This window comes from Ruegeria sp. BC5 (genome assembly GCF_056539205.1).
Genome location: NZ_JBQFUN010000007.1, coordinates 159,406 through 181,467, shown reverse-complemented (window position 1 = coordinate 181,467; position 22,062 = coordinate 159,406). Strand labels below are relative to the sequence as shown.

The following is a 22,062-nucleotide window of genomic DNA, read 5'->3' as shown; positions in this document are numbered from 1 at the left end:
GTTACATTTTGCACTCGGCCGCATATGCGTCAGAGTGGTTTTCCAGCGCAACGCCGAGGATCTTGTTGGTGAATACGTCACCTTCCTTGATCACTTCACGCGCATAGATGGTCTGAACCGGGTGATGGTTTGGGCCAAAGCTGAAATCGCCGCGGGTGCTGTCGAACTCGGCCGCTCGCAGCGCCTCACGGAAAGCATCGGCATCTGACGGGTCGGCCTTGTCCAGCGCCGACAGCAGCAGATTGGCGGTGTCAAACCCTTGACTTGCGTAGAGCGAAGGCAGACGTCCGTATTCCGCCTGAAAGCTTTCTACAAACGCCGCATTGGTCGGGTTGTCGATATCCTTGTTCCACTGGGAGGTGTTCACCACACCCATTGCCGCATCACCAACTGCCTGCAGGATGCCCTGATCAAAGCTGAAGGCCGGACCGACCACGGGCAGGTCGATCCCACTGTCGGCATATTGCTTGAGGAAGGAAATCCCCATACCGCCCGGCAGGAAGAAGAACACACTGTCTGCATCGCTAGCCCGGATTTGGGCGATTTCAGCAGCATAGTCGGTCTGTCCCAGTTCGGTATAAATTTCACCGGCCAAGTCACCCTCGAAGAACCGCTTATAGCCGGTCAAGGCATCCACGCCAGCCGGATAGTTCGGGGCCAGAATGAAACTGTTCTTATAGCCCGCACCGTTGGCATAGGCCCCCGCAGCCTCGTGCAGGTTGTCGTTCTGCCAGGCGACGTTGAAATAGTTCTGATGGCAACCTTTCCCGGCCAAGGGAGACGGGCCCGCATTGGGCGACAGATAGAATACGTTCTGGTTCACCGCCGCAGGCACAACCGCCATGGCAAGGTTGGACCAGATGATACCGGTCATCACATCGACCCGTTCGGATTGGATCATCTTGTCCGACAACTGCACGGCGATGTCGGGCTTGCGCTGGTCGTCTTCGATTACAACCTCAATATCGTCGCGGCCCGATTGCGCGATGGCCAGCATGAACCCGTCCCGCACATCGATGCCCAACCCGGCCCCGCCGCCGGACAGCGTGGTGATCATCCCGACCTTGACCTCGGCCACCGCACCGGTGGCGCACAGCGCGGAAACCGCAGCGGCCGCTAGAAACTTTTTCATCTTCATCTCCCTTCGTTGGTCTTTCGAACGCGCCTTTTGCCAATCTTCCCCGCGTTCAGCCTATGCCCCTGACAGGGCGTTCTTTTTTGTTATGCCGCTATTCACACCGATCACGCCCCGTTCGTCGAGGGGGATTTCAACCTGAAGCGCTGAATTTTTCCCGTCGCAGTCTTTGGCAACGCGTCGCAGAACCGGATCGAGCGTGGGTACTTGTAGGGCGCGATTACGGATTTGACATGAGTTTGCAGCGCCTCGCGCAGGGTATCTTCTGCCACAGCACCTTCGGTCAGCACGACATGCGCCTCGACAATTTCGCCCCGATCCGGGTCTGGGGCACCGATCACAGCGCATTCCAGAACAGCCTCATGCGCCAGCAGCGCGGCTTCGACCTCGGGGCCTGCGATGTTGTACCCGGCCGAGACGATCATATCATCATTGCGTGCCGCGAAATGGAAATAGCCACCCTCGTCCTGATAGAAACTGTCGCCGGTGATGTTCCAGCCGTCGTGAACATAATCCTTTTGACGATCATCATTCAGATATCGGCAGCCGGTCGGGCCTCGCACCGCCAACCGGCCGATGTCACCCGTTTTGGCCTCGGTCCCGTCGCGGTTCAAAACCTTCGCTTCGTACCCTTTGACCGGCCTTCCGGTGCAAGCGGGCCGGTGATCATCGAACCGGTTTGAGATGAAGATATGCAGCAATTCCGTGGCCCCGATGCCATCGAGCATCGGCTTGCCTGTACGTGCAATCCAGTCGTCATAGACGGGTTTGGGCAACGTCTCGCCCGCCGAAACGGCAGCGCGCAGGCTGGACAGATCGGCCCCGTCCTCCATCGCTTGCAACATGACCCGATAGGCGGTTGGAGCTGTGAAACAGACGGTGGCTTTATACTTCTCGATGATCTCGATCATACCGGAGGGAGAGGCTTGTTCCAGCAAGGTCGCCGTTGCCCCAAATCGCAGTGGAAACACCGCCAGTCCACCCAGCCCGAAAGTGAATGCCAATGGAGGGGACCCGACAAAGACGTCCTCAGGCTGCACGTTCAGAACCTCGCGCGCATAACCATCGGCGATGATCATCAGATCGCGGTGAAAGTGCATCGTGGCCTTGGGCTCTCCGGTCGAACCTGAGGTGAATCCCAGAAGGGCAACGTCATCGCGACCCGTTTGCACGCATTCGAACTGAACCGGTTTTTCCAGCGCCAGACGATCAAGTTCGGCATCGTGGTTTGAGGTGCCGTCGAACCCCACGACGCGCTCTAGGAACCGGCTACCCTGTGCGCAGGTTTCCATTTCCTCCATCAAACGCGTATCGCAGAGGGCGAACTGGATCTCGGCCTTGTCCACATGTTTGGTCAACTCTCCCGCCCGCAGCATGGGCATAGTGTTGACGACCACGGCCCCAACTTTGGTCGCGGCCAGCCAGCAGGCCACCATGGCCGGGTTATTTGCCGAACGGATCAACACACGGTTACCGGGCTGTACTCTTATATCTTCGACCAGCACATGCGCCAGACGGTTGGTCCAGTCGGTAAGCTCTTTGTAGGTCCTCTGCCGCCCGTTTCCGATCAGCGCGATATTGTCGCCAAACCCCTTGTCCACCATCGCATCGGTCAGCTCATACGCAGCATTCAGAAGGTCGGGATAGTCGAACCCGTCCAACAGAAAATCTGGCCACTGCTCCTCGGACGGCAAGCTATCGCGGCTGAACGTATCGATATGTGCGGACGGTCCCAACATCACTTCCCCTCCCTATGCGCGGCCATTGCCTGACGGGCGATGACCACTTTCTGAACGTCCGAGGCACCCTCGTAGATGCGCAACGCCCGGATTTCACGGTACAGCGCCTCGACCGGCATGCCCGATCGGACACCATCACCGCCGAACAGCTGTACCGCCTTGTCGATGACCTGCTGCGCGTGGTCGGTGGCAAAAAGCTTGGCCATTGCGGCCTCACGTGTGATCCGTGGTGCCCCACTGTCTTTGGTCCAGGCGGCGCGGTAGACCAGCAGCGCCGCCGCATCGACGTCCAGCGCCATATCGGCGATGTGACCTTGCACCATCTGCAGATCGAACAGCGGCGCGCCTTGCACATGCCGGGTACTGACCCGCGTCAACGCTTCATCCAACGCGCGCCGGGCGAACCCCAACGCCGCGGCCGCCACAGTCGAGCGAAACACATCCAGCACCGACATGGCGATCTTAAACCCGGCACCGGGCGCGCCGATCATCGCCGACGCTGGGATGCGCGTATCAGAAAACCGCAGTGTCGCCAGCGGATGCGGAGCGATGGTGTGCAGCTGTTCGGCAACCTCAAACCCCGGCAAGTCGGGTGTTACCACAAAGGCGGACAATCCCTTAGCACCCGGCGCCTCGCCCGTGCGGGCGAACAGGGTGTAGACATCGGCAATGCCCCCGTTCGATATCCACGTCTTTTCGCCGTTCAGAACATAGTGATCGCCATCACATGTCGCGGTCATGGCAGAATTCGCCACATCGGATCCTGACTGCGGCTCGGTCAGCGCAAAGGCCGAAATCGCCTGCCCGCTGCGCGTTTTTGACAACCATTCGGCCTTTTGCTGGGGTGAGCCGAACAGGGAAATCGCACCGGTGCCAAGACCCTGCATGGCAAAGGAAAAATCAGCCAACCCATCATGCCGGGCAAGGATTTCCCGGGTCAGACACAAAGTCCGCACATCCAACTGGCCGTCTTCATCCGCAGTTGGCTGCAGCAGCCCCGCCGCGCCCAAGTCACGCACCAGCGCGCGGCAGGCGGCATCCGTGTCCGCATGGTCGACCTTTAGCTCCTGCACGACCTCTTCGACTCGCGCGGCCCAGTTGCGGTGGCGTGGCTCGAAAAATGGCCATGACAGGAAGCTGCGATCTGCCATCAATCCCCCTCGAACTCTGGTTTTTCTTTGGCGACAAAGGCGTTGTAGGCACGCTCAAAATCGCCGGACTGCATGCAGATGGCCTGCGCTTGTGCCTCGGCTTCGATGGCCTGTTCGATCGACATGGACCATTCCTGCGCCAACATGGTTTTGGTCATCATATGCGCGAAATTCGGTCCCGCAGAGATACGCCGGGCCATGTTCTGCGCCGCGCCCTCAAGCTGATCCGCCTCGACCACGCTGTTGTAGAACCCCCAGCCAAGCCCCTCCTCGGCGCTCATAGACCGCCCGGTATAGAGCAGCTCTGCCGCCCGCCCCTGCCCGATGATACGGGGCAAGATGGCACAGGCTCCCATGTCACAACCAGCCAGCCCAACCCGTGTGAACAGAAAGGCGCATTTCGCCTGTGGTGTGGCGATACGCAGATCGGATGCCATGGCGATGATCGCTCCAGCCCCAACGCAGATACCGTCCACCGCCGCAATCACCGGCTTACCGCAATTCACCATCGCCTTGACCAGATCGCCGGTCATGCGGGTAAAGGCCAACAACTCTTTCATATTCATGCGGGTCAGCGGGCCGATGATGTCATGCACATCGCCACCCGAGCTGAAATTGCCACTATTCGACGCAAAGACCACGGCGTCCACATCATCGACATAGACCAGATCGCGAAACCAGTCGCGCAGCTCGGCATAGCTGTCGAAGGTCAGCGGGTTTTTCCGCTCAGGCCGGTCCAAGCTGACCGTGGCAACGCGGTCCTGCACCTCACACTGGAAATGTTTGACGTCACGGATCATTAGGCTCCTCCGGCAGGCTGAATTCGGTGGTGAGCGTCCTTGCATCCTCGGCCGAGAATTGGCCCAGCATATCGGCGATCCATGCCTCATGCGCAGCAGCCTGGCGGGCGAATTCCGCGCGGCCCTTTTGAGTCATACACACACGATGGGCGCGGCGGTCTCCGGGCACCGGCACCCGCACCAGCAGGCCATCGTCAGCCAGCCGGTCCACGATCCCGGTCACGTTGCCATTGGAGACGCGCAGCACGCCGGAAATCTCGCTCATTTTCAGGCCGCCCTCAAAGCGCGAGAGCGCTGCCATCACGTCGAACCGGGGCAAGGTCGTGTCGAACTCGGCCCGGAAATTCTCACGCAGTTTGGCCTCGATACCTCGGGTGGTTTTCAACAGACGCAACCACAGGCGTAGCCGTTCTTTCGAGGCATCCTCAAGCGGGGGGTGTGCAAGGGTCGGGGTCATATTTCACCTCCCGAAAGGCTGAGCGTGTGTCCGTTCACGGATTTCGCAGCGTCCGAGCACAGCCATTTCACTGCGCTGGCGACCTCATCCGTTTCGATAAACCGGCGTTGGGGGTTGCCCCGGTGAAGCGAGGCGGCGGCGTCCTCTGCGCTCATCCCCGTTTTTTCGACGATGGTTTCGATCGAACGTTCCAGCATCGGCGTGTCTACAAAACCGGGGCACACGGCGTTGACGGTGATCCCGGTCGGGGCCAGTTCAACTGCCAGCGCGCGGGTCAGGCCGATAACCCCGTGTTTCGCGGCGCAATAGCCAGAGACGTAAGGATAGCCTTTCAATCCCGCTGTTGAGGCGATGGCGACCAGACGCCCAGCGCCCGCCGTCTGCATGTCTGCCTGCCCGGCCTGCCAGACGTTGAATACACCGATCAAGTTGACCTCGGTCATGCCGCGCAGGTCATCCGCCGTCATTTTGGCAAACGGCACCGAATGCGCCGCGCCTGCATTGGCGATGACCGCCGTGACCGGGCCGCGTTGGGCGCGGGCGGCTTCAAAAGCGGCCTGTACTTGCACCGTGTCGGTCACATCGCAGACTTCGAAAGGTAGCCTCTGCTGTTGCAAGGTGGCCTCGGTCCGACCCAAAAGAGTGATCGCCACGCCATCCTCTGCAAACGTCTTCGCAATCGCTGCACCAACCCCGGTGCCACCGCCTGATATGACCACATGACTCATACCTTACCTGCCATTTCCGCGTCGCGGTCGGCCAGACGCCAGGCCTGATCGCGCCCAGCCTCATAGGGTTTTGGCCAGATCTCCTGCCGGTCGCCCAGCGCCGTGGCTGCGTGCAAGGTCCAATAGGGGTCGTTCAGATGCGGTCTGGCCAGACAGACCAGATCAGCGCGCCCGGCCATCAAGATCGAATTGACATGGTCGGCCTCGTAGATATTGCCAACTGCCATTGTCTTGATGCCACGTTCATTGCGGATACGGTCCGAGAATGGGGTCTGGAACATCCGCCCATAAACCGGCTGCGCCTGTGTCGAGGTCTGGCCTGCGGACACATCCACGATATCCGCCCCCGCCGCATCGAACATCGCCGCGATCTCAACGGCCTCTTCCGGTGTGATGCCGTTTTCACCCGCCCAGTCACTGGCCGATATACGCACTGCCATCGGCTTGGCCTCGGGCCAGACCGCGCGCATGGCCGCGAACACCTCAAGCGGGTAACGCATGCGGTTTTTCAGGCTGCCGCCATAGTCGTCGTCTCGTGTGTTTGAAAGCGGAGAGATGAAGGACGAGATCAGATACCCATGAGCCGCGTGCAATTCTATCATGTCGAACCCGGCGCGATCAGCCATTTGGGCGGCTGCTGCGAACTCAGCCATGACGCGATCCATATCCGACCGATCCATCGCTTTGGGTATGGCGTTGTCGTCTGACCACGCAATGGCCGAGGCGGAGATCAGGGGCCAGTTGCCTTCCTCCAACGGCTGATCCATGCCCTCCCACCCGATGCGCGTCGATCCTTTGCGCCCGGCATGACCGATTTGGCAGCAAATCTTGGCGTCGGTCTCGGTGTGGACGAAATCGGTCAGGCGGCGCCATGCCGCCTCATGCTCGGGCGCATACAGACCGGGACAACCTGGCGAGATGCGACCATCGGCACTGACACAAGTCATCTCGGTATAGACCAGCCCTGCCCCGCCCTTGGCGCGCTCGCCATAGTGGATCAGATGCCAGTCGGTCGGGCAGCCATCCACGGCCTTGTACTGTGCCATGGGTGAGACCACGATCCGGTTCTTCAACTCCATCCCACGCAGACGGAATGGCGCAAACATGGGCGCGCGGGCGGGAGCGTTGATCCCGACCCCGGCTTGCGCCATGAACCAGGCCTCGGCCCGGCCCAGCCACCCAGCATCGCGTTCGCGCAGGTTTTCATGGCTGATCCGTTGCGACCGGGTCAGCATGGAATAGTTCAGCTGCACGGAATCCAGATCCAGATAGCGTTCAACATCCTCGAACCACTCAACCGAGTTCCGCGCCGCCGATTGCAGTCGCAGTACTTCGAGCCGCCGTTCGTCTTCATAACGGGCAAAGGCAGCCTCAAGCGTATCTTCGCTGTGGATATACTCGGCCAGCGCAATCGCGCTTTCCAACGCCAATTTGGTTCCCGACCCGATCGAGAAATGCGCCGTAGCCGCAGCATCCCCCAGCAAAACGACGTTGTCGTGGCTCCATTTCTCACACAGCACGCGCGGAAACCGCAGCCAGGCTGAGCCACGGATATGGTTGGCATTGGTCATCAGAGCATGCCCGCCCAGATGATCCTTGAAGATGTCTTGGCAAACGGCAATCGAGTCCTGCTGGCTCATCTTGTCAAAGCCATAGGCATCAAATGTCTCTTGTGTGCATTCGACAATGAAAGTCGCGGTGTCTGGATCGAATTGATAGGCATGGGCCCAAACCCAGCCCTTATCGGTCTTCTCGAAGATAAAGGTAAATGCGTCGTCGAATTTCTGGTGCGTTCCCAGCCACACAAACTGACACAGGCGCTGGTCGATATCCGGTTTGAACACATCTGAAAACTCGGCGCGGGTTTTCGAATTCAACCCGTCCGACGCAATGACGACGTCATAGTTGGCCATATAGTCCAAGGCGGATGCAGCCTCGGTTTCGAACCGCATCTTCACATCCAATTCGCGGGCGCGGGCCTGCAGGATCAGCAACAGCTGCTTGCGCCCGATGCCACAGAACCCATGACCGCCAGACACAGTGCGCTGGCCTTTGTGAACCAGCGCGACATCATCCCAATAGGCAAACTGTTCCCGAATTCTCTCAGCGCTGATCGGATCGTTGACCGCCAGATTGTCCAACGTTTCATCGGACAGAACGACACCCCAGCCAAAGGTGTCATCGGGTCGGTTGCGCTCGATCACCTCAATCTCGGCCGCCGGATTTCGAAGTTTCATCGAAATCCCGAAATAAAGACCCGCCGGTCCGCCGCCAAGGCAAGCAATGCGCATCGCTAAACTTCCCTTCATCCGTCTGAATACCTTAAACGCTAGACCGAGTCGCTGATCCCTTCAAGTTAAAATATTTTATGCTTGAAGTTTTTTTGCGAGAAGTTACGCTTTCAGTTATTCTCCAAAACGTCGGGTGGCCGGATGGTGGTGCGTGTCGAAACAAAGGACGATTTGGCGGTTGTGACGATCGACAACCCGCCTGTGAACGCGGCCAGTCAGGCAGTGCGCGCGGGGCTGTTGGCAGCCATTGCCGAGACCGAAGCGAACACCTCTGCCAAGGCCGTCATACTGTGCGCTGAAGGTCGGACATTCACTGCTGGTGCGGATGTACGCGAGTTTGACAAGCCGCCATTGGAACCCCACCTGCCGGACGTCATCCAGGCGATTGAAGACACAATAAAGCCCTGGGTCGCGGCACTGCACGGTTCTGTCCTTGGCGGTGGACTTGAGATCGCGCTTGGGTGCAGTCACCGCGTGGCGCTGCGCAGCACCAGGTTTGGCCTGCCCGAGGTAACGCTGGGCCTGATCCCTGGCGCGGGCGGCACCGTTCGACTACCGCGCCTGATCGACCCGCTTGAGGCGCTGAACATGGTGACCAGCGGTAAGCCGATCTCAGCTACGACGGCGCTGAACCTAGGTCTGATTGACGATATCGCCGACGGTGACCTGATGGCCTGTGCCAGTGCGCTGGCCAGGTCGGCCGCAAACGCTCAGCCTAGAACTACATTGCGGCACCGGAACGCCAAACCAGTTATGGATCCAACAGCCTGGGAAGCAGCAAGGGCCCGCGTCATCTCAAAAGCGCGCGGCGCACATGCGCCTGTCGCAGCGGCCAGGGCAGTGCAAACCGCGCTCGACCTGCCCGCGGATCAAGCTCTGTGTCAAGAGCGTGAGACGTTTTTGGCCCTGAAATCCGACCCGCAAAGCGCGGCCTTGCGATACATCTTCTTTGCTGAAAGATCAGCGTCTAAACTGTCCGAACTGAAGGACATGGAACCCCATCCGCTCACAAGCATCGGCGTGATTGGTGGGGGCACCATGGGGGCCGGAATCGCCGCCGCCTGTTTGTTGGCAGGGCTGCCAGTGACCTTGGCTGAACGGGACGAAGCTGCCCGTGCAGCCGGGCAAGGTCGCATCACAGCCATCCTAGACAACAGCAGAAAGCGCGGCCTGATTGACCAAGACAAGCAGGAGGCTCTGACCGCCGCTTTATCAACCACGACCACATTCGAAGCTCTGACCGAAACCGATCTGATCATCGAGGCTGTATTCGAGGACATGGAGCTGAAAACGCAGGTCTTTCAGGAGCTTGATAAGCATATCCGGCGCGACGCCATTCTAGCCAGCAACACGTCGTATCTGAATATCAGCGCCATGGCCGCCCAAACCAGACACCCCGAACGTGTGATCGGCCTGCACTTTTTCTCACCCGCCCACATCATGAAACTGGTTGAGGTCATCATCCCAGACAATGCCGCCTCATCCGTTGTGGCCACTGGCTTTGCGCTGGCCCGCAGGCTTGGAAAGATCGCCGTACCCGCCGGAGTATGTGACGGATTTATCGGCAACCGCATCATGTCTGCCTATCGACGTGAATGCGAATACATGCTCGAAGACGGTGCCCTCCCATGGGACGTTGATCAGGCGATGCGCGATTTTGGTTTTCCCATGGGCGTGTTTGAGATGCAGGACCTTGCGGGCCTCGACATCAGATGGGCCAAGCGCAAAAGCCAAGCCGCGACCCGCGACCCCGCCCAGCGCTATGTTCACATTGCCGACAAGCTGTGTGAGGCGGGACGTTTCGGGCGCAAGGCTAGCCAAGGTTGGTACGATTACGCGGACGACAAAGCGACCCCATCGCAATGGGTGGAAAACCTTGTTCTCGCGGAATCCGCGCGCAAAAAGATCGCGCGCACTCCGATATCCGACACCGAGATCGTCCAGCGCATTCTGACCACTATGCAGACCGAGGCGCAGGCCCTTTTGACGGAAGGCATAGCGCGGCGCCCCGAGGATATCGACGTGGTCATGGTCAACGGTTATGGCTTTCCACGCTGGCGCGGCGGCCCGATGTTCCTGAAACACCACCCATAGTTGGATTGAACACCCTCAGAAACTCGGCGCGATCATGTTGGCATAGTTGTTGGCCAGCACCTCGGCATCAGCGCGGTTGAACTTGACCGAGGGCAGCGCCTGCATGTCGATCTGTGCCGCATTGTCGAATAGTTTCGCCAGATCGACGATCAGACGAACCTCTTGCTTTCCGTCTGCCAAAACCTCTGCCGGAACTGAAAATTCGACCTCGCGCGCGTTCTCGGAAAACCCCACGTGATAGACTAGGGGGGACACGTCCCCACCCACTTGCAGCGCCCCTTCGAATACAACGAACTTATACCCGACCTCCCAATTCCAGGCCATCTGACTGTTGGGGTCCAGGTCCCCGCGCACCTCAATCGAGCTGTTCGCAGCCGGATCGACACCGATCAGAAACCGCACAGTTTCAATCGATGGCAATGGCACGGCAGGCAAGGTGATCGAATGCGCGCTGTCCGCATTGTCAAAGCGCAGCAAATGATAACTTTCGGGTTCGGGATAGGTTTCATCCCCGTGCCCGAAAGACAGGTTGCTTAGGTAGAACCTGAAGTCGCGCACCCTGAAAAGACCCTGCCCGCCCGGATTATCATAGATGAATTGATCATAGATCAGAGGCTCATCCCCCATCTGGGCGTGGAATGTCAGCGTGATCGGCGTGGCTTTGTTTTGCCCCGGGTTCAGCACGAACCACCCCGCGATCAGGACCACCAAGGCTGAAACTACAATGATCGGACGCATCACGACCCTCCCTCGAACGGGTTGGAAAACTGCGGGTTGGTCAGAAACGCCTCATCCGTCAGAGTGTGCAAAAAGGCGATGATGGCCTGGATTTCATCGGGCGTCATGCGCAGGCCCACCGTTTCCTGCCCCGCCTCGGGCGCGTTGTCGGCCTCAAGGATCAACGGGCTGAGTGTATCGCTGACCACGATACCATCGTTGTAATGGTCCATTACATCCTCCAGCGTGTCGAACCGACCGTCATGCATGTAGGGAGCTGTGACGGCGATGTTGCGCAGGGTCGGAACCTTGAAAAACCCCTTATGCGCCGGGTTGCCCGTCACCGCCATCAGACCGTCGGGCAAGGTCTCATCCGGATCCAGCCCGTTGTTGGAAAACCCGTCCAGCGCATCGCGAAAGCCCGAGGTCAGGAACTGACTGTGGCAATCGATGCAATTGCCGCCCCTCAGGGACACCTTGGTATCGGGATGCGCCATGAACAGCTTGCGCCCATGTTCTTCCTGCGCGGTCAGCCGGACCTCACCCCGTAGGTATTGATCGTATTTCGAGTTTGACGAGATCAAAAGCCGCATGAAAGTCGCCAGCGCCTTGGCCGTATTTTCGGGCGTGACCGCACCATAGGCCTGACGAAACATCTTGCGATAAGACCCTGAGGCCTGAAGCTCTTCCATCAGCGCATCGATATCCTGCCCCATCTCATCCGGATGTTGGATCGGCATCAAAGCCTGCTCTTCCAACGAGGTCGCACGGCCGTTCCAGAAAAACCTCTCCTGCCCCCAAAGCAAATTGGCGAGGCTCATCGAACTAAAGTCCAGCTCACCCCCGGACAATGTCGGCGACTTTGCCAGCCCATCGGTAAACGCCAATTCCTGCACGTGACAGGTTGCGCAGGACACCTCATTGTTGCCCGACAGGATGGGGTCATAGAACAGGTGCCGGCCCAACGTGAACGCCTCTTGCGTCAGCGGGTTGTCGGGCGGAACGGCAAACCGCCCGAACACAAAAGGGGCTGAGAAATCGGCAATGGGCGTTGCCGTCGGGCCGCGCATCCGATCCCAGACCATCCAACCAGCCACCGCAATCCCTGCGGCGGCCAGGATCAACACAACCCAACGCATTCCGTCCCCCAACGGCCGTCAGTGGTGGTGAACAAACCCCGAGCCGAACAGTCCTTCGAGGTTATCCACTCCCTTGTTGTAACGCTCTTTGAAATCAATCGTGGCCAGACGCTCTCCGGTCTCCAGATCATGAACCGAGATCGTATGGCTGGCCAGATCGGCGATGAAATCCACATCGGTCGGATCATCTTCAGCCCCGTTGCCCAGATTCAGCAGATTGTTCTGAACGGCAATCAAATCGCGCCCCGAAGCCGAGGTGAAAAAGATCATATGATGCGCCCCCGGATCGGCGACGATATCCGGCCCGCTGGGCACCAGCTCGGGCAACGCGGCCAATTCATAGCGTTTCACCACACCCGGCAGGGCATGCGAGATGAACAGCTCATCCTCGGTGCCGTAGAATTCCAGAGGTACAGCCGTTTCATTGGCAACACCGCTATAGATCACTTCGGCCTCACCAAAACTCTTGGAACTGGCGTCATAAGGTACTTTCCACGTCTCGAACCCGAACATCGTATTGGCCAGAATGGCCGGTTCGATATCTGGATGGATGCCCGGGCGGGCAAACAGCACCTCGACCGGAGAGGACGGAAAGTCCAGCGGCTTTTCTTTCTCAACCACGATGTTTTCAATGGGCTCCAGCGCGTTCAGATCAATGATCGTCAACATGTTGCCAACACCGGTGGCCAGATCCGGATGCACGGTCGAGGTCACGACCATGCGGTCCTCAAAAGCCGAGATACCATGCGGATACATGATATAGGGCGCGCCTTCGCCCACCTGGCTTTTGCGGGCTTCGATCACTTTTACGACCTCATTCGTCTGTGGATCAAAAACGCCCACCGAACCGCCATCATCGCCGCCGGTTCCGCCCATGAAGGTCACGAACATGTATTCCTGACCGTTCGAATTGGCCCACATGATGTCTTCACCCACCATCTGTCCCTGCGTATCCAGACAGGTAAAGCCCGAAATTACCGGCGCACCGCCCGCATCGCGGGCCAACCCGACCTCGGCCAGGCTGCACGAGGGATCAAGCCCCGTGGCATAGAGCCTGCCATTCGGGCTGTAATACAGATGGTGCAAGGGATGCTCCATCTCAGGCTGTTCAACCTCGCTGAGGATTTCTCCGAACCGATCCGACTCCGGGTCCAGCTCAATGATTGCGATACTGTGACTCGTATCCAGCGTCGGCAGCCCGCGCAGCAGCACCATGCCCTGGCTTTCCTCGCGGTCCTGCGACAATGCAGGCGACAGACCTGCCAGTATCAGGCCCGCACCGATCAGAACACTGCGTGTAGTATGGCTGAATTTCATAACTTCCCCCCCTGAGATGAAATTTAGGAATACTTGAGAATAAGATGCACCTTACCCTACGTCATATCACAATATTGGAATGGAACCAAATTCATGGGGGCCGAAAGATTTGTTGACGGATGGGGCATTCCTCACTCAATGTTCTAGGCATCAGAGGATAAGGAACCGAAGCTGTGACAGCCACCCTTCGACAACCGATGATGCGTCGCGACACCGGGTGCGATCTGGTCGTCTAACCCGCGGGGACAGACCGTTATCATCTGACCCGGCTTCGGGTTTGTTCCACCTTTTCAGGCTGATACCCAAATGATCCAACCAGATGGATTGCGCATGGCAATCGATATCGGCGGTACGTTTACTGATACCGTCCTGCTGAACAGCGCATCGCAGGTGGTGGCAACCACCAAAACTCCCACCACTCCACATCGCCCTGCCCTTGGTGCCGTTGCGGGTGCCACGCATGTGCTTGAAGCCGCTGGTGCCGATTGGCATCGGGTAACCGGTTTCATTCATGGCACCACGCTGGCCACCAATGCGTTGATCGAACGGCGCGGGGCCGCGACCGCCACCATAACCACGCGAGGGTTCCGGGATATCCTCGAAATCGCTTATGAACGGCGCTACAGCCAATATGCGATTGATCTGGTCAAACCCGACCTGATCGTGCCGCGTACCCATTCGCTGACCATCGGTGGGCGCATGGACGTCAACGGGCAGGAACTGGAACCGTTGGACGCTGCGGCCATCGCGCCTTTGGTGGACGAACTGACGGCGCTTGAGGTCGAGGCCGTCGCCATCTGCCTGCTGCACGCCTATGCCAACCCTGCACACGAACTGGCCCTGCGCGATCTGCTGGCGCTGCATATGCCCGATTTGGTCATCTCACTCAGCCACGAGGTCAGCCCCGAAGCGCGCGAGTTCGACCGGCTGTGTACCACCATTGCCAATGCCTACGTGCAGCCGCTCATGGCCGGATATCTGCAGGATTTTGAGGCGCGCTTTCGGCAGATGGGGTTAACCTGCCCGATCCTGATGATGACGGCAGGCGGCGGCATGACCACGCTCGACACCGCTGCCCGGCTACCGATCCGTCTGGTCGAATCCGGCCCCGCCGGTGGCGCCGTTCTCGCCGCCCGCATCGCCGAGGCCACTGGAGAGGCGGACGTGCTGTCCTTTGACATGGGCGGCACCACGGCCAAGCTGTGCCTGATCGACGAGTACCGCCCTCAGACCGCGCGCAAATTCGAAATCTCGCGGGCTGAACGCTTTATCAAGGGGTCGGGTATGCCGGTCCGGATACCGGTGATCGAGATGATCGAGATCGGTGCCGGGGGCGGTTCTATCGCCAGTGTAGACCGCCTGGGCCGCATTCAGGTTGGCCCCCATAGCGCGGGATCAGACCCCGGCCCGGCAGCCTTTGGAAAGGGTGGGGAAAACCCCACGGTCACCGATTCCGATCTGACGCTGGGCTTGATCGAGCCTGGGCATTTTGCCGAAGGACGTCTGCAGATCGATCAGACCGCAGCACAACAGGCGATGGCGAAGGATGTCGGCGAGCCGTTGGGTTTGAGCCCCGATCAGGCCGCCTTTGCGGTCAGTGAGATTGTCGACGAAAGCATGGCCAGCGCAGGTCGTATGCATGCGGTCGAATCCGGCAAGGACCTTGGCAATCGGCTTATGATCGCGTTTGGCGGCAACGGTCCACTGCACGCCACCCGTGTGGCCCGTCGCGCCCAGATGCGGCGCGTTCTGATCCCACGTGATCCCGGCGTCGGCTCGGCTGTTGGGTTTCTGTTCGCGCCGGTTTCGTACGAGGTCATCCGGTCACGCTATGCCCGGTTGGACAGCTTGGATATCGACGGATTGAACCGGTTCTTCGATGGTATGCAGGCCGAAGCGGAACAGGTTGTCCGCACCGGTGCGCCCGACGGCGAATTGCTGCAACGCCGGATCGCCTATATGCGATATCACGGGCAAGGGCATGAGATCGAAATCCGCCTGCCGGATCGGGCTATGGCCGCCTCGGACCTCGACGCGCTGAGGCAAGCGTTTGAGACGGAATACAGCCGACAATTCAGCCGGATCGTGCCCGGCATGACCATCGAGATTCTGAACTGGGGGCTGTCTGTTTCATCGCCCGCACCTGCGCATGAACCTTATCCCGATAACCCGGTCCATCAACAGGCTGAAACCACCGAACAGCGCCAGATCCTGTGCGACATCAACGGAGAATGGCGCTCTGCAGACGTCTACAACCGCACCGACCTGACGTCCGGAGCCGCGCTCAGCGGTCCGGCGCTGATTGTCGAGGCACAAACGACCACATTTGTTAGCGCAGATTTCAGCGCAACCGTGGATGGCCAGGGCAATATCTGGTTGACGCGGCAAGAGGAGGCACAGGGATGATCCAATCAAATACACGCCTGCAAGTGATGTGGAACCGACTTCTGGCCGTGGTCGAGGAACAGGGTCAGGCGCTGATCCGCGCGGCCTTCAGCCCCATTGTGCGCGAATGCGGCGATATCTCGGCCGGGATATTCGACATGCAGGGCCGGATGCTGGCACAAGCTGTCACCGGCACGCCCGGACATATCAACACCATGGCCGAGGCGGTCAAAACCCTGCGCGCCAGATTTGCCCAGACCGATATGAAACCCGGCGACATCTATATGACCAACGATCCTTGGATTGCCTCGGGTCACCTGAACGACTTTTTGCTGATGATGCCCGTGTTCTTCGGCGACACTGTTATCGGCTATACAGCCTGCACCTCGCATCTGGTCGATCTCGGCGGGTTGGGCATGGGGCCGGAAGGGTCGGATATCTATGACGAAGGGCTGCTGATCCCCCCCTGCAAACTGGTCAGCCAAGGCGAGGTCAACGCGCTGGTGCTTGAGATCGTCAAAGCCAACTCTCGCGAGCCCATAGCCAACGAGGGCGACATTTATGCCCTGATCGCCTGTTGCGAGGCCGGGTCAACAAGGCTGGTTCAGATGATGCAGGAATTTGGCATCACCGAACTGAGCGCGCTGTCCGATTACATCATCGAAACGTCACGTCGCGGCACGCTAGATGCTATCGCCGGCCTGCCCAAGGGCACATGGCAACACGTGCTGAAAGTAGATGGTTACGACGAAGAGATTGAACTGCACGCAGCGCTGACCATCGCCGATGATCACCTGTTGCTGGACTTCGATGGCACAGCGGCCTGTGTGGGTAAAGGGATCAACGTGCCACTGAACTATGCAACCGCCTATTCCGTCTTTGCCCTGCGTTGCATCATCGGGGCGGATATCCCGAACAATGCGGGTTCGCTCGATCCGTTTCGGGTGACGGGCCCCGAGGGTTGTATCCTGAACGCGCAACCTCCGGCACCGGTGGCGATGCGGCATACGTTGGGGCAGATGACCCCCGACCTGGTCTATGGCTGCCTGTCGCAGGCCCTGCCTGAAAAGGTTCCGGCCGAGGGGGCATCATGCATGTACGATCTGCCCCTGCGCCACGCGCCTGAAGCGATCGACCGGGGCGATAACCAGTTCGCGTTGGAATTAGTGTTCAATGGCGGCACAGGCGCACGCCCCGGGCTGGACGGTCTGTCGGCCACGGCCTTTCCCAGCGGCGTTTGGGGCAGTCAGGTCGAAACCACCGAGGCGGTTGCCCCTGTGCTGTTTCACCGTCGTGAACTGCGGCCCGATTCCGGTGGCGCCGGGCGTCTGCGCGGCGGTCTGGGGCAGCATATCGAACTCAGCGCGTCCAAGGATCAGGATTTGATGCTGTTCCTGTCGGTCGAGCGGATCAAGAACCCTGCCAACGGCCGAGAAGGTGGGTTGGACGGCGCGCCCGGTCGCATCACCGTGATGCCGGAAAACCGCCAACTGCCGGGCAAAGGTGAGGTTCGGATCAAGGCCGGTGAAACGCTGATCTTTGAAACTCCGGGTGGGGGTGGCTTTGGCCTGCCCGAGGAACGCCCGGAGGAGGCGGTGCAAAGCGACGTCCGCGCGGGTCTTGTCAGCGAGGCGATGGCCCAAACCCAGTATCGGAGGCAAACATGACCCAACCGCACCCGCATATTGCGTGCATGTCCCCCTATGCGCTGGCCAACCTTGACGCGCCCGAGGGCAAAACCCTGATCTCGCTGTCGCAAAATGAAAGCCTGCGCCCGCCCAGCCCCAAGGCGACCGAGGCGGCAGCGCAGGCGTTGGGCAGCTCGATGCTCTATCCCGATCCGGACTGGACGGACCTGCGGCACGCACTGGCCGAACTGCACGGAATAGATCCCGATGGTATTTTGTGCGGCAACGGATCGCTCGACCTGATCGGTTGCCTTGCGCGCGTGTTCGCAGGGCCAGACCGGGCGGTGCTGGCGCCCGCCCATGCCTATCCGTTCTTTCAAACGGCGGCGCAGGTGACAAACGCGCGGTTCGACCCTGCCGCCGAAGTAGATGCCGTCGTCAGTGTCGACGCCATGCTTGCCGCGGTCCAACCGGATACCGGGATCGTCTTTGTCGCAAACCCCGGCAACCCGACCGGCACGCGCATTCCGAAAGCCGAACTTGTCCGCCTGCGTCAGGGCCTGCGGCCTGACATCCTGTTGGTGATCGATGAAGCGTATGGCGAATTTTCTGATCACCTAGGCGAGCGGTTTTTCGATCTGGTTCAGGGCGGCAATACGGTCGTTTTACGCACGTTTTCAAAAGCATACGGCATGGCGGGGTTTCGCGTCGGGTGGGGTCTGTTCCCACCTGCCATCGCCAGCGAGTTGCGTAAAGTGATGAACCCGAACAACGTCCCGGCCAGCGCCCAAATAGCTGCCGCGGCAGCCGTGCGGGACGATGCCTATATGCGCGAAACCTGCGCGATCACCGCAAGCTTGCGGGATCAGGCAACGGCCCAGTTGAAACAGGCCGGGTTCGCGCCTTATCCCAGTTTCACCAACTTTGTGCTGCTCAACATGGGCAGCACCGAAGCCGCAGCAAGCGCGGATCAAAGGTTGCGGTCCGAGGGCGTATTCCTGCGCCCGCAAGGCGGCGCGGGCCTGCCTCATACCCTGCGCATGACCGTCGGTCCGCAGGCGGCGATGGTCAAAGCGATAGAAACCCTGACGCAATGGAAACAGGAGGGACAGATATGACAGCGTCCAGAGGGCGGGCCCGGTTCGGCCTGCTGGTGCCCTTCACCAACACCAATTTTGAGCCTGACCTGGCCCTGATGTCCCCTGCAGGCGTTTCACTACACGTAGCCCGATTGGGTGGGTATGACGAGGACGAAATTCCCGACGAATCCCAGATGCACGATCTAGGGGCCGCCGACTTGGATGAGCCTTTGCGCCTGTTGATGGGAACCAAGCCGGACGTTGTCTTTTATGGATGCACCTCGGCCACGCTGACTCATGGCCCCGAGTTCGACCGAGATCTGGCCAACCGGATCAGCGCCGATAGCGGGGCCAAGACGGTGACCGCAGCGGGGGCGTTGGTGCATGCGTTGTCCACCTTGGGGGCCAAGCGTATCGGTTTCGCCTCGCCCTATGTTCCGGCGATCAACGACATGGCGATTGCTTTTCTGGGCAAGCTGGGGGTGGACTCGATCCAACGCTCGGAAGTGTCTGAACCGCTTGGCAATGAAGGCCAGGGGGCGTTAGAGCCGGATGCCGTATTCGAACTGGGCCGCGGGGCTGATCACCCCGAGGCCGACGCGCTGGTTCTGTCCTGCACCGACATGCGCAGCGTCGAGGTCATAGCCCGGCTGGAAGACGCGGTTGGGAAACCGGTGATCAGCTCGAACCAGGCGATGCTGTTTCAGGCGTTGCAACTGTTGAATATCGATGAACCCATCCCCGGGTACGGACAGCTATTGGAACGCGAAAGGTGATCCGAGCGGTCAATCCTTCAGTTCACCAACGGATGTCACTCCGATTTGGGCCATGGTGATGCTGAATTCTTCGCTCAACACATCCCAAAGCTGCTGCAGGCCCGCCTCGCCTGCGGCGGCCATGGCAAATTGCAGGATGCGGCCAAAGAACACATAATCCGCACCCGCGGATATGGCCTTTATGGCGTCCTCACCGGACTGCAACCCGCTGTCATAGAACAACGGGTATTCGTCGCCCACAGCGGAGCGTATCTCTCGCAGCGCTTCAATCGCTGCCGGGGCGCTGTCCAGCTGCCGCGCGCCATGGCTTGAGACCTGAAGGGCATCAGCGCCCGCTGCTTTCACGGCCAGCGCGTCCTCGGGGTCCAGCACCCCTTTGACGACCAGCTTGCCCTCCCATTGATCGCGCAGACGGGCCAGCGTCTCCCATGTTGCCTTTGCGCGGCTTTCGGTGCGGTCGAACTCGTAACCCTCAGTCAGAAAGTTCGCCATCTGAGGTTTACCTGCCATCAGGGTTGAAAGGGACCACTTCGGATGCAGGGCAAAGTCCACGAATTGGCGTGGGCCGATCCGAAAGGGCATCTTGAACCCATGGCGCAGCTCACGTGGGCGCCGCCCGACCTCGGGAACATCCACGGTCAGCACCAGCGTCTCGTAACCTGCAGCGCGGGCGCGATCGACCAGCTTGAACGTGCCCGAGCCGTCGCCGCTGAAATAAAGCTGGAACCAGGCGTTGCCTTCGGCTTCGACAACAATCTCCTCCATCGACGTCGAAGCGACCGTGGACACACCCAACGGCACGGAATACCGCGCGGCCAGACGGGCCAGCATCAGATCAGCCCCGGGTGCGGACAGGTTACACATGCCCATTGGCGCGATGCCGAAGGGGCGTTGTGTGGGCTGGCCGAAGACTTCGGTCGCCAGAGACCGTTCGCTGACGTCCCGCAACACCCGCGGGCGTATTGTCATAGCGTCCAGGGCGGCACGGTTGCGGGCCGCGCCGGTTCCAAGCCCCGCCGCGCCGTCAATGTAGTCGAATACCATCCACGGCAGACGCCGCCGCGAAATGCGGCGAGCGTCTTCTGCGCTGTGGATCGCGTTGCTTGGGATCAAGCCTGAACGGCCTTCATAAAGCGGTCACGGATGACTACCGGATCCATTGTGATGACAGGCATCTTGGCATTCCCGCTTTCGCATTTGCTGACAATGATGGTCATCTGTTTGGCATCCAGCGCCTCTTGCAGCACACGGCCTGTATCTTCGGCCTGGCATTCGATCACACGTTCGCACCCGGCGGCCTCGGCCATTTTCGCCAGAGATGTTTTTTGCCCCGCATAGGTCGGTTGATCCCCGGTTGAGCCATAAGAGCCATTGTCGACGATCAGCAGGATATAGTTATCGGCCACGTTGTTGGCGATGGTCGGCAGCGTGCCGAGATTGGTCAGGATCGAACCATCCCCGTCAATCACGATCACCGGCTTCGGCTGCGACAGCGACAGCCCAAGACCGATGGATGAGGCCAGCCCCATCGTGCCCAGCATATAAAAATTGGTCGGCTGATCATCGATTGCGTGCAGTTCCTGGCTGGGGATACCGATGTTGCAGACAACCAGTTGATCACGCAGGATCGGGGCGATTTCTTTCAGAATCTCAGAACGGATCATTGGTCGCCGTAGCCTCCCCAGAAATTGGCATCGGTCAGGATTGCGACCGGCTTGTTGCACATGAAGGTGTATTTCAGGATTGCATCCAGTTCCTCGACATCCGCCTGATGGTGAAAGTGGTAGGTCGGGATGTTCATCTGCGCCAGCAAGGCTTTGGTGTGCACAGCCATCTCGACCTGGCAGGCCACGGGCTCGCGCAGCTCTCCACGATACGATATTAGCATAGGCAGCGGCATGCGATAATACTGGATCAGCGTTGCCAGCGTGTTGATGGTCACTCCAATCGCCGTGTTCTGCATGATGATGGCCGGGCGCTTACCGCCCATCCACGCGCCTGCGCACAGGCCCATCCCTTCGTCTTCCTTGTTTGACGGGATGTGGAAAATCTCTTCCCGCGCGTCGATCTCCTCGATCACGCCAGCAAGCTGCTTACACGGGACGGTGGTTACAAACGAAATATCGTTCGCCACCAGATCGTCAGTGATCTTCTTGTCTATGTTCATTTCCGGTCTGTCAGTCCTGTTTGGGGCGCCCGGGGCGCGATTGATGGTTCAGATGCCACGATGCACATGCACCGCACATCCGGCATGACGGACAACGCGCGACGCGGTCGATCCCAGAAAATAGTCGCTGAGGCCCGGCTTGTGCGAACCGATGACGATGCAGTCAAAATTATTGCTGTTGGCGTAGTCAATGATGCTCCGGGCGGTGTGGCCCTTGACGATCTCGGGCTGGATGCCCTCAAGATCCTCAGTCTTTTCTTTCAATACTCTGGCAGCGGCCCGAAAGCCTTCCGCGACCATCTCTTTGTCCAGATAGGCACTGACCGAACCCTGTGGCATCTCATAGACGTGCAGCGCGACGATCTCGCCACCCTCGGCGGTCAGCGCGCGGGCGACCTCTAGCGTGTGTTGCGAAATATCGTGATCCAACGCCATTGGAACCAGAATTTTCTTGTACAT

At 59.6% G+C, this 22,062-nt stretch carries 19 protein-coding genes; 5 read left to right on the top strand and 14 right to left on the bottom strand.

Annotation, left to right across the window (positions count from 1 at the left end):
* Window position 1: 1 nt before the first annotated feature.
* The 7 genes from ACR0LY_RS16050 to ACR0LY_RS16020 form a co-directional block, all read right to left on the bottom strand.
* Complete coding sequence (locus ACR0LY_RS16050) at window positions 2–1,132, bottom strand: ABC transporter substrate-binding protein (protein WP_254428557.1); 1,131 nt, start codon at window positions 1,130–1,132, stop codon at window positions 2–4.
* 110 nt (window positions 1,133–1,242) lie between these two features.
* The gene (locus tag ACR0LY_RS16045; protein ID WP_170350928.1) at window positions 1,243–2,874 is read right to left on the bottom strand and encodes an AMP-binding protein; all 1,632 of its coding nucleotides are present in this window, start codon (window positions 2,872–2,874) and stop codon (window positions 1,243–1,245) included.
* Complete coding sequence (locus ACR0LY_RS16040) at window positions 2,874–4,025, bottom strand: acyl-CoA dehydrogenase family protein (protein ID WP_170350927.1); 1,152 nt, start codon at window positions 4,023–4,025, stop codon at window positions 2,874–2,876. Before ACR0LY_RS16040 ends, ACR0LY_RS16045 begins: the two co-directional genes overlap by 1 nt.
* Window positions 4,025–4,825: an enoyl-CoA hydratase family protein gene (locus tag ACR0LY_RS16035; protein ID WP_170350926.1), complete on the bottom strand. Its 801-nt coding sequence runs from the start codon at window positions 4,823–4,825 to the stop codon at window positions 4,025–4,027. Before ACR0LY_RS16035 ends, ACR0LY_RS16040 begins: the two co-directional genes overlap by 1 nt.
* Complete coding sequence (locus tag ACR0LY_RS16030) at window positions 4,815–5,282, bottom strand: MarR family winged helix-turn-helix transcriptional regulator (protein ID WP_170350925.1); 468 nt, start codon at window positions 5,280–5,282, stop codon at window positions 4,815–4,817. The genes ACR0LY_RS16035 and ACR0LY_RS16030 overlap by 11 nt, the downstream gene beginning before the upstream one ends.
* On the bottom strand, window positions 5,279–6,010 hold the full coding sequence (locus ACR0LY_RS16025; protein ID WP_170350924.1) for an SDR family NAD(P)-dependent oxidoreductase: 732 nt from the start codon (window positions 6,008–6,010) through the stop codon (window positions 5,279–5,281). Before ACR0LY_RS16025 ends, ACR0LY_RS16030 begins: the two co-directional genes overlap by 4 nt.
* A complete protein-coding gene (locus tag ACR0LY_RS16020; RefSeq protein WP_170350953.1) occupies window positions 6,007–8,301 on the bottom strand; it encodes a bifunctional salicylyl-CoA 5-hydroxylase/oxidoreductase in 2,295 nt (764 codons plus the stop codon). Before ACR0LY_RS16020 ends, ACR0LY_RS16025 begins: the two co-directional genes overlap by 4 nt.
* A gap of 141 nt (window positions 8,302–8,442) precedes the next feature.
* On the opposite strand from ACR0LY_RS16020, the gene ACR0LY_RS16015 reads away from it, so the two are divergent.
* Complete coding sequence (locus ACR0LY_RS16015; protein ID WP_170350923.1) at window positions 8,443–10,395, top strand: 3-hydroxyacyl-CoA dehydrogenase NAD-binding domain-containing protein; 1,953 nt, start codon at window positions 8,443–8,445, stop codon at window positions 10,393–10,395.
* Between the two features lie 15 nt (window positions 10,396–10,410).
* Here the strand turns inward: ACR0LY_RS16015 and ACR0LY_RS16010 are convergent, their stop codons facing one another.
* Genes ACR0LY_RS16010 through ACR0LY_RS16000 form a run of 3 tightly spaced genes read right to left on the bottom strand, consistent with a single transcriptional unit; the run spans window position 10,411 to window position 13,568 of the window.
* Complete coding sequence (locus ACR0LY_RS16010) at window positions 10,411–11,133, bottom strand: MbnP family protein (RefSeq protein ID WP_170350922.1); 723 nt, start codon at window positions 11,131–11,133, stop codon at window positions 10,411–10,413.
* Window positions 11,133–12,251, bottom strand: a complete 1,119-nt coding sequence (locus tag ACR0LY_RS16005; RefSeq protein ID WP_170350921.1) for a cytochrome-c peroxidase — start codon at window positions 12,249–12,251, stop codon at window positions 11,133–11,135. Before ACR0LY_RS16005 ends, ACR0LY_RS16010 begins: the two co-directional genes overlap by 1 nt.
* An 18-nt stretch (window positions 12,252–12,269) precedes the next feature.
* Entirely contained in the window at window positions 12,270–13,568 is a 1,299-nt protein-coding gene (locus ACR0LY_RS16000; protein WP_170350920.1) for a hypothetical protein, read from the bottom strand.
* A 330-nt stretch (window positions 13,569–13,898) separates the two neighbouring features.
* Here ACR0LY_RS16000 and ACR0LY_RS15995 point away from each other — a divergent pair, with 330 nt between their 5' ends.
* From ACR0LY_RS15995 to ACR0LY_RS15980, 4 genes are read left to right on the top strand one after another with little or no spacing between them, the layout of a single operon-like run.
* Window positions 13,899–15,974 carry a hydantoinase/oxoprolinase family protein gene (locus ACR0LY_RS15995; protein ID WP_254440247.1) on the top strand — a complete coding sequence of 692 codons (2,076 nt, stop codon included), beginning with the start codon at window positions 13,899–13,901 and terminating at the stop codon, window positions 15,972–15,974.
* On the top strand, window positions 15,971–17,620 hold the full coding sequence (locus ACR0LY_RS15990; protein ID WP_170350918.1) for a hydantoinase B/oxoprolinase family protein: 1,650 nt from the start codon (window positions 15,971–15,973) through the stop codon (window positions 17,618–17,620). Before ACR0LY_RS15995 ends, ACR0LY_RS15990 begins: the two co-directional genes overlap by 4 nt.
* Window positions 17,617–18,699 (top strand): pyridoxal phosphate-dependent aminotransferase, encoded by a 1,083-nt coding sequence (locus ACR0LY_RS15985; protein WP_170350917.1) that lies wholly within the window; start codon window positions 17,617–17,619, stop codon window positions 18,697–18,699. The genes ACR0LY_RS15990 and ACR0LY_RS15985 overlap by 4 nt, the downstream gene beginning before the upstream one ends.
* Window positions 18,696–19,436, top strand: a complete 741-nt coding sequence (locus tag ACR0LY_RS15980) for a maleate cis-trans isomerase family protein (protein WP_170350916.1) — start codon at window positions 18,696–18,698, stop codon at window positions 19,434–19,436. Before ACR0LY_RS15985 ends, ACR0LY_RS15980 begins: the two co-directional genes overlap by 4 nt.
* 9 nt (window positions 19,437–19,445) lie before the next feature.
* Here the strand turns inward: ACR0LY_RS15980 and ACR0LY_RS15975 are convergent, their stop codons facing one another.
* The 4 genes from ACR0LY_RS15975 to ACR0LY_RS15960 are packed head-to-tail and all read right to left on the bottom strand — an operon-like array spanning window position 19,446 to window position 22,062.
* On the bottom strand, window positions 19,446–20,546 hold the full coding sequence (locus ACR0LY_RS15975) for an alpha-hydroxy acid oxidase (protein ID WP_170350952.1): 1,101 nt from the start codon (window positions 20,544–20,546) through the stop codon (window positions 19,446–19,448).
* Window positions 20,546–21,100, bottom strand: a complete 555-nt coding sequence (gene comE, locus ACR0LY_RS15970) for a sulfopyruvate decarboxylase subunit beta (protein WP_170350915.1) — start codon at window positions 21,098–21,100, stop codon at window positions 20,546–20,548. The genes ACR0LY_RS15975 and comE overlap by 1 nt, the downstream gene beginning before the upstream one ends.
* Window positions 21,097–21,603, bottom strand: coding sequence for a sulfopyruvate decarboxylase subunit alpha (comD, locus tag ACR0LY_RS15965; protein ID WP_170350914.1), 507 nt, complete (start codon window positions 21,601–21,603; stop codon window positions 21,097–21,099). Before comD ends, comE begins: the two co-directional genes overlap by 4 nt.
* Window positions 21,604–21,651: 48 nt before the next feature.
* Window positions 21,652–22,062 carry a universal stress protein gene (locus tag ACR0LY_RS15960; protein ID WP_170350913.1) on the bottom strand — a complete coding sequence of 137 codons (411 nt, stop codon included), beginning with the start codon at window positions 22,060–22,062 and terminating at the stop codon, window positions 21,652–21,654.

Bases quoted from the DNA above. Each gene is read 5' to 3' on its own strand.
- ACR0LY_RS16050 (WP_254428557.1), bottom strand. From the start codon at position 1,132: ATGAAAAAGTTTCTAGCGGCCGCTGCGGTTTCCGCGCTGTGCGCCACC.
- ACR0LY_RS16045 (WP_170350928.1), bottom strand. From the start codon at position 2,874: ATGTTGGGACCGTCCGCACATATCGATACGTTCAGCCGCGATAGCTTG.
- ACR0LY_RS16040 (WP_170350927.1), bottom strand. From the start codon at position 4,025: ATGGCAGATCGCAGCTTCCTGTCATGGCCATTTTTCGAGCCACGCCAC.
- ACR0LY_RS16035 (WP_170350926.1), bottom strand. From the start codon at position 4,825: ATGATCCGTGACGTCAAACATTTCCAGTGTGAGGTGCAGGACCGCGTT.
- ACR0LY_RS16030 (WP_170350925.1), bottom strand. From the start codon at position 5,282: ATGACCCCGACCCTTGCACACCCCCCGCTTGAGGATGCCTCGAAAGAA.
- ACR0LY_RS16025 (WP_170350924.1), bottom strand. From the start codon at position 6,010: ATGAGTCATGTGGTCATATCAGGCGGTGGCACCGGGGTTGGTGCAGCG.
- ACR0LY_RS16020 (WP_170350953.1), bottom strand. From the start codon at position 8,301: ATGCGCATTGCTTGCCTTGGCGGCGGACCGGCGGGTCTTTATTTCGGG.
- ACR0LY_RS16015 (WP_170350923.1), top strand. From the start codon at position 8,443: ATGGTGGTGCGTGTCGAAACAAAGGACGATTTGGCGGTTGTGACGATC.
- ACR0LY_RS16010 (WP_170350922.1), bottom strand. From the start codon at position 11,133: ATGCGTCCGATCATTGTAGTTTCAGCCTTGGTGGTCCTGATCGCGGGG.
- ACR0LY_RS16005 (WP_170350921.1), bottom strand. From the start codon at position 12,251: ATGCGTTGGGTTGTGTTGATCCTGGCCGCCGCAGGGATTGCGGTGGCT.
- ACR0LY_RS16000 (WP_170350920.1), bottom strand. From the start codon at position 13,568: ATGAAATTCAGCCATACTACACGCAGTGTTCTGATCGGTGCGGGCCTG.
- ACR0LY_RS15995 (WP_254440247.1), top strand. From the start codon at position 13,899: ATGGCAATCGATATCGGCGGTACGTTTACTGATACCGTCCTGCTGAAC.
- ACR0LY_RS15990 (WP_170350918.1), top strand. From the start codon at position 15,971: ATGATCCAATCAAATACACGCCTGCAAGTGATGTGGAACCGACTTCTG.
- ACR0LY_RS15985 (WP_170350917.1), top strand. From the start codon at position 17,617: ATGACCCAACCGCACCCGCATATTGCGTGCATGTCCCCCTATGCGCTG.
- ACR0LY_RS15980 (WP_170350916.1), top strand. From the start codon at position 18,696: ATGACAGCGTCCAGAGGGCGGGCCCGGTTCGGCCTGCTGGTGCCCTTC.
- comE (WP_170350915.1), bottom strand. From the start codon at position 21,100: ATGATCCGTTCTGAGATTCTGAAAGAAATCGCCCCGATCCTGCGTGAT.
- comD (WP_170350914.1), bottom strand. From the start codon at position 21,603: ATGAACATAGACAAGAAGATCACTGACGATCTGGTGGCGAACGATATT.
- ACR0LY_RS15960 (WP_170350913.1), bottom strand. From the start codon at position 22,062: ATGTACAAGAAAATTCTGGTTCCAATGGCGTTGGATCACGATATTTCG.